Genomic DNA, 12,822 nt, shown 5'->3' with positions numbered 1-12,822 from the left:
ATGGAGTCCTTTTTATTTTGCCTTCTTTATTAATTTCTTCCCTTCCTTACAATTTGTAAAGAGTGGGCAGGTTTCACATTTAGGATTTTTGGCCGTACAATGATATCTGCCAAAGAAGATCATTAAATGGTGTGACTTAGACCAACGATCCTCTTTAATTAACTTCATCAATTTATGTTCCACCTCTAATACCGTATCATCCGCTTTGGCGAATCCCAATCGCTTTGATACCCGTTCCACATGTGTATCCACCGCTATTCGTGGAACATTAAAACCAACAGATAGTACAACATTAGCCGTCTTTCTCCCCACACCCGGTAACTTTACCAACTCTTCAAATATATGCGGGACAACGCCTTGATATTCCTCAATTAACAAACGACATAACGCCTGAATATTTTTTGCTTTACTTCGATAAAGCCCAATCGTCCTTAAATCCTGTTCAAGCTCTTCAAGCGTCACCTCTAAATAATCTTCAGGTGTCTTATATTTTTGAAATAATTGCGCCGTTAGTTTATTTACACTTTTATCCGTCGTTTGAGCTGATAGTAACACAGCAAGGACCAATTCAAATTCATTCGTAAAATTCAACTCACAATGGGCATCTGGAAATAATTCTTCCATCACATCTATCATTTCTGCTGCTTTTTTCTTCGATACCATAATATACTCCTTTAGCTTTACTCGTTCATCCAATCATAATAAAAATTGGGATCAACAGAAACCGTTTGAGTTTCTGTCGTCATCGATGATTGCTTACGTTGACGAAAGGCGATTAATTGTCGTTTAGCCTCTTCTACTGTTTTAATATTTTTTTTCTTCCAATCCAGCAAAATTTTATCAATATAACGGATTGATTTAATTTGATAAGAATTCATTTCCCGAATAGCTAGCTTAATTAACTCCGGGTCAAAATTATCCTCTGTCATCCAAAGATGAATGGTTTCAATGTCTAACGGGCTTAAAATCCCAAACTCCTGTTCAATCATACTAAAAATTTCTTCACGTTGGGTAGATGTAGCTTGCGTCTTTTGTTGTCTTAATAACGTCTCTATCTTTTCAAACAGAGGGGCAATCGAGTATTCCTCAAACCGCTTCCCTCGCTCATCCATTTTACTACTCACTGTAATATACTGTCTTTCAACAAGATTAATAAATAACACCGAGCAATTTGCCTCATCAATCGTCATATGTGTTGAAATATCACTAAACGTCCAGCCCGAAGGATTTGTTTTTAGTAAGCGAGCGAGCAACACTAACAACACATACTCCTGCTCGTTCAATCCTAATTCTTTATAAGTTGTTAATAATAACGTATTAAAATCAAGTAAATTATCTTTCCATAATCCGTACACCACAACCGCTCCTATTTCGCCTTAAATTGTAATAATACCTCTGATGTTTTCGCATCTAAAATGACATAAAAATCACCTTTATCATTCGTCACAAGAACTTCATAAATCGGTGTCTCACCATAAACACCTAAATAGTAATGTTTAATCACACCCTGATCGATAACATTCGCTACTTTTTCCTCTACTTGCTTTTTCGTCATTAAATCCTTCGTCTCACAGCTTAACTTAACGGTATTATCTTTAATAAAATAATAATAATCCTTACCTGATGTCAACTGAACCTTCGCGACATAATACTGCTCTTCGCCGTTATATTGCGATATTTCTAATACCTTTTTAACTTCCGGTAGCTTAGATAAGGACTCCTGATAGGTCAGTAACTGTTTATCATATTGTAAAACATACGAAGCAAACGAAATCACACCTATCGCAAGCAAAACAACAATTAAAAGGACAGCTCTTTTTAACCACTTATTTTTTTTATTCATCATCAGCTTCCTCCATCTCATTCTTTATATACTGAATTAACGTTTCTTTCTCATTTTTCAATTGATTCATTACAACTAAATACTCTATTTTCCTTAATAGTTCCTGAATCCACGGTCCCTTCGGACGCTGAATCACCTCAGCAATCACCTTTCCACTAATCAACAATTCGCGGCGATCACTAATCGGTAAATCAACCACCTGATACGGAACGTTTTCCTGATGGATAAATAATTTCATTTGATGGTAAAACCTTGCCCACTCTTCCCCATATAAATAAGTAAAATAAGTAGGGTCTACCTCCTGATTCAGGGCATGACATAATACCTCAATACATTTGCGTTCTACCCGTGAAAAAGGCCAGGCCGCTAAATATTCAGCTAAATTATCGCATGTTAATCCAGCCAATGCAAACAATATAATAGGATGTGTGATTGCTTCATAGCAACGTTGTCGATATTTATTTAAGCCATTAAAAAACGGGATGACTGACATTAAATCCATTTCATAGGCATCATTCATCGCCTTTTGAAAAAAGTCCCCTTTCACCATGCCTTCTAGTTCCTTTTTAACTCTTTCCATGGAAATCTGTTGTAATAATTCTTTCGTTTCAATCATTGCAGCTAATGTTTCAGCTTCTAATGAAAAACCAAGCTTAGAAACAAAGCGTATTCCACGTAAAATTCTTAAAGGGTCCTCTTGAAACCGCTCAGTTGGTTTCCCTACGCAGACAATTAACGATTTTTCAAGATCCTCTCGCCCTCCAATGGGATCTAGGAGCTGACCTTCTCGGTCCATCGCAATGGCATTAATCGTGAAGTCGCGACGTCTCAAATCCTCATCTAATGAGCGAGTAAAACGCACTTCCTTCGGACGGCGATAATCAATATAGTGGCTTTCCACTCGGAACGTTGTGACCTCAACGGGGATCTTCCCGATCATCACTGTGACTGTCCCATGTTGCAAACCAGTTGCTATTGTTTTATCAAATAATGACATGACCGTATCAGGCGTGGCAGAGGTCGTAATATCAACATCGTAGATTGGACGTCCGATTAACCGATCCCGAACCATTCCTCCAACAAAATAGGCCTCATATCCCGCCCCATTCAACGTTTCTAAAACACTCGTACCAGCTGCTAACAAGTCCATGACACACACTCCATCTCAAATTTATACTCTTCTTATTATACTGAAGATTAAAGCTTATAATCAACTTTTTATCATAAAAAAACCTTCGCTCGGAAGGTTTAATCTAATAAATGTTGTAATCCATAAACAAGTTCGTCCAATTCACCAACTTTACGAATAGCTAAAATAATTCCCTTTTCAAATGAATGACGACTATTCGACTGATGAATCAACTCAAGCGTTTGATATTCATCACTTACCAAAACTTGATGTTTTGCCAAGACACCAGGCATACGTACACTATGAACATGCGTAGAAGCTAATTTACGTTTTAATGCACAATCAAGGGTATTTGCAATGTAGGTTGCCGTTCCTGAAGGCTGATCCTTCTTATTCACATGGTGATACTCCACAATCTCAAAGTTATCAAAGTAATGCGAACAAATCTCCGTAAATTTATTAATTAAAATCGCACCGACAGAAAAGTTAGGCGCAATAACCCCCCTTCCACCATACTCCTTCGCCACTTCTTTCAAATAATCTACATCTTCTTTGTTAAAGCCCGTCGTTCCGATAACAATAGATTTTCCAGCCTTTAACATCTTTTCTGCCGCTTCCTTTGCAAAGGTATAAACCGTAAAATCAATATAAACATCAAAATCCACCTCTGCAAGGACCTTATCTATATCGTTATAAATAGGGGTTTCCCCTTCTAGACACTCCACTTCACTCACACCGGCAACTAACGTAATATCTTCCTCAACTTTCAATGCCTCAACGAGAAAACTTCCCATTCTTCCCTCTAATCCACCGACAACAACTCTTTTCATCTTATCACTCCTTTATTTGCCTATTTTATTGTATTGCAAATCATAAAAAGTGTGATAACTTCATCCGTTGTTAAGAAAAAATATTAATTCCCGTATAAACCGTTGTGCCACATCCAAAGGATAAGCTGACTAAAATAAAGCGCACCTCCTATTTGCCACTCAATACACAACCTCGCCGTAAACCAAAGGATTATTCAACACTAGATGGGCTTACTACACCCCCCTTACTAACACGAGACCACACATTTATCTGCTTAAAAACGAAGTTCATTTCACCGAACTTTGCCCTCTTTTTTAAACTTAACTTCTGCAACCACCCCCGGCTGTGTAGCCAACATAAGGTCCTTTATCTTTAAGGTCTATTGGGCCATATCACGTCTATTCGTCAAAAAATTGTCAAATTCCTTGACCTAAAAATCACGATAATTGTATATTTTAGAAAATTTTGCTATAATAATCATTAAATTATTCATTCAAGGAGGGGTCGCTCACATGTCATTCAAACTCTTAAAACAACTATTTTTTATTACGATTGGAACAGCACTCATGGCATTAGGAGTCGTTAATTTCGCCATTGTCAATCAAATGGCCGAAGGGGGATTTACTGGAATTACAATTATTCTTTATCATTTATTTGGAATTAGTACTGGAGTTAGCAATCTTCTACTAAATATTCCAATGCTCATTATTGGCTACCGTCAATTTACAAAACGTGGTTTTTGGTTAACCATTTATGGAACATGTATGCTCTCTCTCTTCTTAAGCCTATTTGAATCATTAGGGCATATTATTCCCCCACTACCCAACGATATGATTATCGCCTCAATAGGAATGGGGGTTCTAATTGGGACAGGGCTTGGCATTATTTTTAACGCTGGGGGAACCACGGGAGGAGTCGATATTATAGCCAAAATTATAAAAGATAAATTAGGGATTCCAATGGCGCGCACGATGTTTACCTTTGACGCTATTGTCATCGGGATTTCATTAGTTATCTTTCTATCATTTACCAACGCTATTTATACCATTCTTGGGCTTTATATCGCCTCAAAAATTATCGAACGCTTTCAAGAAGGATTTCAAGCGGGACATAAAGTCCTCATTATCTCAGATGCCTACCAAGATATTGCCGATGCCATCCATCAAAAAATGTCTCGAGGAGCTACTTTTATTCATGGAATGGGTTCTTACAATAAAACCGAAAAAACAATTATTTTAACAATTATTAATAAGCGTGAGCTCAATTCACTCAAAGAAATAATTTATACCATTGATCCTCAGGCCTTTGTGAGTGTGAGCCATGTTTATGAAACACTTGGAGAAGGATTTACCTTCGATGCCAATGGATTGCCTTACCTTGACTAATCATGCATAAGAGGAGCTGATAACCGTTGAAAAAAACTATACCTGTCGTCGCTGCCATTATCAAAAATGAACATAACCAGATTTTGTGCGCCCTTCGTTCACCTCAAATGTCACTCCCAAACTATTGGGAATTTCCGGGCGGTAAAGTTGAACCGGGTGAAACCTTTAATGAAGCCATTCGTCGTGAAATCTTAGAAGAATTAAATTGCGTGATTGAACCCTTACAGTTAAGAGACAACTATTTCCATGAGTATGAGAATTTGATTGTTCATTTCATAACGATCGATTGCCAATTAATTTCGGGAACCCCTATCGCCAAAGAACACGCTAAACTCATGTGGGTAGACGTCGATCAACTCGAAAAACTCCGTTGGGCACCTGCCGATATTCCGGCCGTAAAACGACTTTTAAACAATTAAATGAAAAGACTCTATTTCGAATAAATCGAATAGAGTCTTTTCATTTAGCCCATCGCTTACACTCTCCATCATTTTCATTGGAAACTCTCTCTATTTTTCTCAAAAAATGTAGAAGGATGCTTGAAAATGGTGGAAAATATGCTATAATAAAATCAATCCAAGGAGAAATCTAACCCCCCCCTAAATAATAGATTTTTCTCTGTTTTCTTATATCATCAAACTAATTTACAAAAAACTAGATGCCTTCCATAAGAAGGACGTCTAGTTTTTTTACATACCTACAAAAGCCGTTTTATTTATCCATCACTAGCCTCGTTTTTTGGAATCACCCAAAATAACTGAGGCTAGCAACGTTAATTTTTCATGAGCCCTCCATCCTCTCTATTTCATTTAATAACTAAGTTCGCGATAGAGTTGTGGTGGAATTTCATGTTCCAATTCTAGTTGAAGAGTAATTGGATTATTTCCACTTGCTGACAGGGTATTGGCTTTTCCTAAATAAATATACGGCTGAACATCGCCATCAAGTTTTTTAAATTTTCTTACAAATAAATGCAGGTGAATCTGACGCTCTACATTTTTAATTAAATTTTGTCCTTGCGGAGACTCCTGGGTTGTTTTATTTGGAGATTGCCACTGAAATGTCCGAGATGACGTCAGACGATCATCATAATTAATGCTTTCCTTAATATCTTTTTCTTTATGCAACTCAACAAATAAAAAGAAATTATTCTTATACGTCAACAAGCCGCTCCCACGAAAGGCACTATGTTTCTTATTATAATTAGCCACCTTAGCAACCTCCCGCATAGAATACGTTTCATACAGCTTTAAAAAAGGGTCCCCATAATCAGCGGTTGAAAATTCTTCCTGGTAACGAACAAGACCATAGGTCAACACATCATCTAAGTAAGTTTTAAAATGCGGAACTGATCGTAATTGATTAAAAACGGGTAAGGTCACTAATGTCCCACCTATCCAATCAAATGTTTGAACATATTGAGCCTGATCACTCAGATCATAATAGGTTTGTCCGAGGCATTCAAGGGCATGAGTGACACTTGTTGGTGAAACAGAATCCACATATTTTAAAATTTCCCGTGTTGCTAGTTCCTGGTTTAATGTCATCACTTCCCGGTGATTTAACAAATATTTCATGAGAATAAACTCATAAGGTCTCTTTAATGGCAGTTGAGATGACCACTCCTTTAAAACCTTTACAAAGGTGTCGTGACTTAGTACAGATTCTAAGAATAAATCCTTCTCTACCTGATAAATAAACTGTAAATATGTCTTAGATTTTTTGACAAAAGCTAACGGATCGGGGGCTCCCTCACACCCTAAATAATCACATAACATGTACGGAATCTGCCCGCGTTTCATCCGCTTAAACTCGGCATATGCTTCTTTGAGGTACATCATCGAATTAAATTTTTCGTTCTCTAGTTGACTAAGGATTTGCTCTTTAGAAATTGCGTCTAAAGTGACAAAACTATCTCCTAAATGTCCCGCAAAGTTAGTCGCCACAGCTACTTTTAAACTATCCTTATCATAAAAACGATCTCCACTAAGTGCAATTGCCATTAAAAAGGACTTTTTATGATTTCCAATAAAATCAAGAACCGTTAAAAATTCTTTATCTTCATTTTTCCGCAGTCCCCTTCCCAACTGTTGAATAAAAATAATCGGAGATTGCGTTGGGCGAAGCATTAACACCGTATTAATGCTCGGAATATCGATTCCCTCGTTAAAAATATCTACTGTGAAAATCATTTCAAGAGGATCCTCATCGCAAGCTAGGCGATTCATCATCACCTGGCGCTCTTTCGGAGAATGATTCCCCGTTAAACAGACACTCGGAACTGATGCTTCATTAAATTTCTTCGTCATATACTCAGCATGTTCAATACTTGCGCAAAAACCAATTCCCTTACGATAGCGACCATCATGCCCGTATAAATCCATCTGCTCTAAAATAAAAGAAACACGTTCATTTACTTTTAAACGTTTAGTTAATTCGTGAATTTGGTCTGCCTTAATATTACTCAAATCAACACCGTCGATATCACGAATCCCAAAATAGTGAAAGGGTACAATTAAACGTTGCTCAAGCGCATCACGAAGTCGTACTTCTAACGCGACGTGCCCATCAAAACAATCAAAAATATTAAAATCGTCACATCGTTCGGGCGTTGCCGTCATCCCTAATAAAAACTTTGGCGTAAAATAATTTAACAACTGCTGATAAGTTTCTCCCCCGATATGGTGAGCCTCATCAACAATCAAATAATCAAAAGAATCCCTTGCATAATTTTTAAAATGCCGGGACATTGTTTGGACAGTAGAAAATAAGTAATCCGCCTCTACCTCCTTAACATTGGAGGTATAAATCCCCATTTTCTTACCCGTTTTACCTAGCACATATTCAAACGTCTCCTTTGCCCGATACAAAATATCTTCACGATGAACAAGAAATAACATTCGATTTGGATTCACTTGCGCCACATCAAACGCCGACATATACGTTTTACCTGCTCCTGTAGCGATACCTCCTGAAAACCTAAAATAGATATTCCATGAAAAAACAAAAAACCAGTGAGGTAGCGGGTGGCTACTTGACTGGTTTTTTTGATTAAATATATATTTGTTAATTTTTGAATTCAAAATCCATCAAGTATTCATAAGCTTTTTTATATTTTTCGAGACGTTGGTAGTCTCTTTTAGTTGGATTTGGTAATCGAGTTATATCCATATTATGTGATAAATCGGCTAGTTTTACTATTCTTGCTAATTCATTAGTTTTGACTCGTTTTAAATAATCGTCATAAGAAATGCCATTAACTTTAGTTATAGCCACGATAGCATTTACAATATTTGAGTCAAAGCCATAACTGATTAAATCTTCAACTGTGATGACTGTATCTTCTATCATGTCGTGGAGTATGGCTACAATTTTTGCTTCAAGCCCATCGACATTATTCATCACGTGTAAGGGATGTAAAATATAAGGAAGCCCAGCTTTATCAACTTGTCCATCGTGATAAGTATTCGCTAAGTCTATGGCGACTTTTAATTGCTCATGTAATTCCATACTTGCCTCCCCCAATTCATCGTTATCTTTCTTTCAAAGCTTCATCTAACTCTCTACTTTAGGAATATCTACATAGTAACAAGAGCCATCTGTTAAACAATAAAGCCCTAACTGCGCATTCATAGCAGCCCCGCAATCAATCCCAATCCGATTAGGCTCAATAGAAATCCCTCGTGTTGCAGGAGAAAGGGCCGATATTCTTGGATACATTAAGGTGGGCGTATGTCCATGAACAATCGTCAGTGGAAATTCTGTTAACGGAGATTGAAGAAATTCTTTTCTAATTTCAAAGAGATCCCGAGGCGTTTGGGCATTCAGTTGGTCTTCCCAATGAAGCCCTGGTAATGGACGAATACCGGCATGTACGAGTAAAAATTCTCCTTGTTCTAACGTAATCTGCTCATATAAGGGACAATCTTCTAGAAAGTCTAATAATTCTTGTTGTTCTTGTAGAGAGAGTTTTAGAAAGGAGTGATACGTTAAAGCTCCACCATTTTGCACCCACATTTCAAGTAACTCTTCCGAATCTGATACTTTCCCTAACACACCAAATACCTCAAGCATCATAAGCTCATGATTTCCGAGTAAGAGATACATATTCGGTTGTCTCATGATAGACCTAAGTAAAGAAATCCCATCGGGTCCGCGATCAATTACATCGCCTAAGATATATAAAAAATCATCATCTGTAAAATTGACTTGTTTTAATAAGTCAAAGAACGCATCTTGATGACCATGAATATCACTTATCACAAATGTACGTTTCATCAAATGACCTCCTTCTCTTGACGCTTTAGATGTCCATTGATACCCCATTATAACACGTTTTTTACCTATTCTAAAAACTTTACTGAACTGTCATTCCATCGAATCGTTAAGTAGAGTCTGTGAAATTACTTTAATCATTCACAATGATTTTCAGATTCATTCGTTAATTTGTAATCTTCTTTTTTTTCGTCATCGTCTTTTATTTCTGTATAAATTCTTTTAGTACGTGCCTTAATTTTTTGATTTAAATTAGAAAAGAATTTTTCAAATTCATCTAGACTCTTTGGCATTGGATCATAATCTTCTGAATCTTCGATGGGTTTACCCGTTTTCATCGAAATAGGTATTTGAGTCCCCTTCTCAACAAAATCATCTAATAAATTATCTCCAACAAAATCAGACCACTTCGTAATATTAGCCTCATCCATCCATTTTTCAAAATTTTTTATTGATGTTTCTAAATCATTGCCCTCGACTTTCCTAAATAACTTTTCTAAATATTGTTTTTCTTTAGTTTGAAAATAATTATAGATGGCCCAAAGCATTCGATCGACGGTGTCATATCTTGCTTGATAACCTGCTCGTTCTTTATTAAATTTTTTGGGGCAAATTATCATATTACCCGGTTTATGATAGTTATCTAAAAAGGCTCTTGCTTCCTTACTTATTCTACCTTCTATTATTTCTAAAAACTCCTCATTTGAGATAATTTGATCGTATAAATAATCTTTTAACCCTCCATACCTCTTGCTATCTTTATCATCTGGAACTTTAATTGCATTACCATGTCGTTCAAAAAGGGATTGAAATTCCTTATCTGAAGCATCTGAAACATCTGAATCGTCTGAAGCATCTGAAACATCTGAAGTATCTGAAACATCTGAAGTATCTGAAACACCTGAAGCATCTGAAGCAAATTTGGCGAACCATAAGCAAGTTAGATATTTCTTAAAGAAGATCTCTGCTGATGTCATCGTATCTCCTTTATAAATAGTCCCGCTTCCATTTTTTATTTCATACTTTCTAGCGTATCCCTTTTGTTTTTGAATAGTAGGATAAATTAGCCACTCATGCATTAAGGCGTAGGTTACGATAGCGGCTAAAGAAACATCACAATCTACTCCTTTAAAAGCTTCATCTTCGTCTAATTTATATAAAGCGAATCTTCTAACAGGAGAAGTGCTAGCTACTGGGGGAAATTGGGCTAAATAATTTTCATTTAAAAATTTTCCTTGTAAAATATCTTCCTTTATACGTACTAATTCCGTCTCTATTTCTAGAGATGCCCGCATGCGATTTTTGGCTAAGTTCTGATCAATTTCTACGATAAAACCTAGTATCCATTGAACCAACGTATCATAACCAATTGTCTCATTCTTTTTCTTCCCTTTTAGCACCTCTCTAGAAATAAGTTGTAGTATTTCTTTATGAAGTGAGGAATTCTCAGGCATAAGCGCTTTTATTTCTTCTAATTCAGCTCTATTTTCTTCTGTTCCTTTAAAGCCATCCCAAGAACAACCAAAATTTTTTACGCCTTTCCATTTTTTAATAAAATCAATCGCGTAGGGAAAGTAAAACTTTCTTAAAATATGTCTTTCCATCACTATCCGTGCTCCTTTTCAAACATTTATCAAGTACCCTCTTGATGATTTATTCTTTTTATTGGATGACATAAGAAAAACACCCTTTCTAGAAATTCACTGGTAGCCACCCAATAGAAAGGATACCCTCATGATGTTGCCACCATTTTTAAAAGAATCCTAATGATACCGAAAAATGCAAGCATCTTTTTCTAAGCTAAAATCAATTCCAATTATGGTAAAATATCGAACTTACCTCGTATCATCTTAATCATTATATCACAACTGTCGGTCTTTGTCTGAATCACAACTATCACATCCATCTTATCACTAACGGGAATTTAACTCATGTTACACCCTCACCCCGTCCCGCTCTAAAACGGCAACTCATCATTACTATTAACGATCCCTACACTTTAGGAGGACTCAAGGCTTAAATAGCAAAAAAACCAGTGAGGTAGCAGATTGCTACTTGACTGGTTTTTTGATTATAAGTTATCCCTGGTACGGTAAATAAAAAGCTGGCCCTTCTTATTTATTATATCATATTTTAAAAGTTAATCGACTCTTTTGCCATCATCCTATTAAAAAACAGCAATCGTTCACCGACTCCTGTTTTTAAAATAGTGTGATAGATAATAGATGTGTTGCCTAACGGCTTATTTATTCTAACATAATCAGGAATACTGTACTACCCTTTTTAAGTACCAAAAAAAGCCACTCCTTTCGAAGTGACTTTCCTCCCTTACGCAATCTAGCTTGGAGTGACAGTCTTTCTTTCAAGTCTTCCCAGGTCACAAAATCCACTTCATGAATTTTGACCCTGGGTTACGACGTGTACGAAAGCCTAACCATCACCCCAAGCCTTTTAGACTAAACTAAAGTAATATCTTCAACTGTTTTAGTTGTGAGATACGCGCCATCAATTTTGGCGAACTTTAAGTTCGGATCTAGTTCATTCAAGACTAACACGTTGCTGTCGATGACGTGATTCATGAAATCCAAAATCTTGTCATTCGTCAAGTTCGCAGTTGGATTGTTCACCTCAATCGTACGAGTCTTATTTTCTGTGTCTTTAAATTTACAAGTTAATGTATACGTTTCTTCCATAGCCATTTTTCATTTCCCCCTTCTAATTAAAGCATACGGTAGTCAGCGACTACATTTTTCGTGTTCGCTCCTGATGATAAAGCGACATACTTTTGTGCAAACTCTGTTAACTCCTCGTCCGTTGTGTCCAAGCGAACATTAGAAAACGTCTTCGCCTTGATAATATCCTTCCCATCATCATCAAGCCCCACGTTCAAATAAATCGATAATCGGCGATCATAAATATCATTCATACTATTTCCCCACTTTCATTATTATTATAGGAGACTTTATCCCCCATAATTCAATTATATTCCCATTTACACTTTCAAAAAAGTCACGTTCTGACAAAATACTTCTTCCATTGTAAATACTTTCATGTTATAATTTAATCATCCCAAATTTAATATATATAACTCCCTATACCAGACATCCTCTCCCAAATTAGATGTCTGGTATTTTTGTTGTTAAAAGATACAGATGATTACTTGAAATACTCTAATCATTGATAATTCAAAATTTCATTAAAATCCCTATCACCAAAGCCCTCCCGCTATAACACAAAATGAATAGATCGCCAAGCGTTCTATTCCTCCCTTTTAAAAATATTGATTAATCCCCTCAACTGTTGCTAGTGCCATGCAACTATTGAGGGGATTTTTCTTTTCCCGCTACTGGAATGCATCTTTTTTCGACATAAAAAAACTA

13 protein-coding genes are annotated in these 12,822 nt (G+C 36.5%); 2 read left to right on the top strand and 11 right to left on the bottom strand.

Annotated features, from left to right (window positions below; all coding sequences use genetic code 11):
- Positions 1-12: 12 nt before the first annotated feature.
- The 5 genes from nth to dapB all read right to left on the bottom strand — a co-directional run bounded on the left by nth (position 13) and on the right by dapB (position 3,802).
- On the bottom strand, positions 13-663 hold the full coding sequence (gene nth, locus AACH31_RS03235; RefSeq protein WP_161832657.1) for an endonuclease III: 651 nt from the start codon (positions 661-663) through the stop codon (positions 13-15).
- A 17-nt stretch (positions 664-680) separates the two neighbouring features.
- The gene (locus tag AACH31_RS03230; RefSeq protein WP_262950435.1) at positions 681-1,355 is read right to left on the bottom strand and encodes a DnaD domain-containing protein; all 675 of its coding nucleotides are present in this window, start codon (positions 1,353-1,355) and stop codon (positions 681-683) included.
- An 11-nt stretch (positions 1,356-1,366) separates the two neighbouring features.
- Entirely contained in the window at positions 1,367-1,843 is a 477-nt protein-coding gene (locus AACH31_RS03225; protein WP_161832655.1) for a hypothetical protein, read from the bottom strand.
- Positions 1,836-2,993, bottom strand: coding sequence for a CCA tRNA nucleotidyltransferase (locus AACH31_RS03220; RefSeq protein WP_161832654.1), 1,158 nt, complete (start codon positions 2,991-2,993; stop codon positions 1,836-1,838). The genes AACH31_RS03225 and AACH31_RS03220 overlap by 8 nt, the downstream gene beginning before the upstream one ends.
- Positions 2,994-3,091: 98 nt before the next feature.
- Entirely contained in the window at positions 3,092-3,802 is a 711-nt protein-coding gene (gene dapB, locus AACH31_RS03215) for a 4-hydroxy-tetrahydrodipicolinate reductase (RefSeq protein ID WP_161832653.1), read from the bottom strand.
- 492 nt (positions 3,803-4,294) lie between these two features.
- Between dapB and AACH31_RS03210 the strand changes: the two genes are divergently transcribed.
- The gene (locus AACH31_RS03210) at positions 4,295-5,167 is read left to right on the top strand and encodes a YitT family protein (RefSeq protein ID WP_161832652.1); all 873 of its coding nucleotides are present in this window, start codon (positions 4,295-4,297) and stop codon (positions 5,165-5,167) included.
- A 26-nt stretch (positions 5,168-5,193) separates the two neighbouring features.
- On the top strand, positions 5,194-5,586 hold the full coding sequence (locus AACH31_RS03205; RefSeq protein WP_161832651.1) for a (deoxy)nucleoside triphosphate pyrophosphohydrolase: 393 nt from the start codon (positions 5,194-5,196) through the stop codon (positions 5,584-5,586).
- A gap of 390 nt (positions 5,587-5,976) precedes the next feature.
- On the opposite strand, the gene AACH31_RS03200 is transcribed toward AACH31_RS03205, so the two are convergent.
- The 6 genes from AACH31_RS03200 to AACH31_RS03175 all read right to left on the bottom strand — a co-directional run bounded on the left by AACH31_RS03200 (position 5,977) and on the right by AACH31_RS03175 (position 12,368).
- Positions 5,977-8,250: a DUF3427 domain-containing protein gene (locus tag AACH31_RS03200; RefSeq protein ID WP_338617906.1), complete on the bottom strand. Its 2,274-nt coding sequence runs from the start codon at positions 8,248-8,250 to the stop codon at positions 5,977-5,979.
- On the bottom strand, positions 8,234-8,677 hold the full coding sequence (locus tag AACH31_RS03195; RefSeq protein ID WP_338617904.1) for an HD domain-containing protein: 444 nt from the start codon (positions 8,675-8,677) through the stop codon (positions 8,234-8,236). Before AACH31_RS03195 ends, AACH31_RS03200 begins: the two co-directional genes overlap by 17 nt.
- A 45-nt stretch (positions 8,678-8,722) precedes the next feature.
- Entirely contained in the window at positions 8,723-9,445 is a 723-nt protein-coding gene (locus AACH31_RS03190) for a metallophosphoesterase (protein ID WP_338617903.1), read from the bottom strand.
- Positions 9,446-9,579: 134 nt separating this feature from the next.
- Positions 9,580-11,046, bottom strand: a complete 1,467-nt coding sequence (locus tag AACH31_RS03185) for a hypothetical protein (protein WP_338617902.1) — start codon at positions 11,044-11,046, stop codon at positions 9,580-9,582.
- A gap of 852 nt (positions 11,047-11,898) precedes the next feature.
- Complete coding sequence (locus tag AACH31_RS03180; protein WP_161832649.1) at positions 11,899-12,141, bottom strand: DUF2922 domain-containing protein; 243 nt, start codon at positions 12,139-12,141, stop codon at positions 11,899-11,901.
- A 20-nt stretch (positions 12,142-12,161) separates the two neighbouring features.
- Positions 12,162-12,368, bottom strand: a complete 207-nt coding sequence (locus AACH31_RS03175; protein ID WP_161832648.1) for a DUF1659 domain-containing protein — start codon at positions 12,366-12,368, stop codon at positions 12,162-12,164.
- Positions 12,369-12,822: the final 454 nt, after the last annotated feature.

The sequence above is a fragment of the Turicibacter faecis genome, assembly GCF_037076425.1.
Taxonomy (GTDB): Bacteria; Bacillota_I; Bacilli_A; order MOL361; family Turicibacteraceae; genus Turicibacter; species Turicibacter faecis.
Note: the sequence above shows the minus strand (reverse complement) of the source record. Positions and strands in the feature narration are given on the sequence as shown.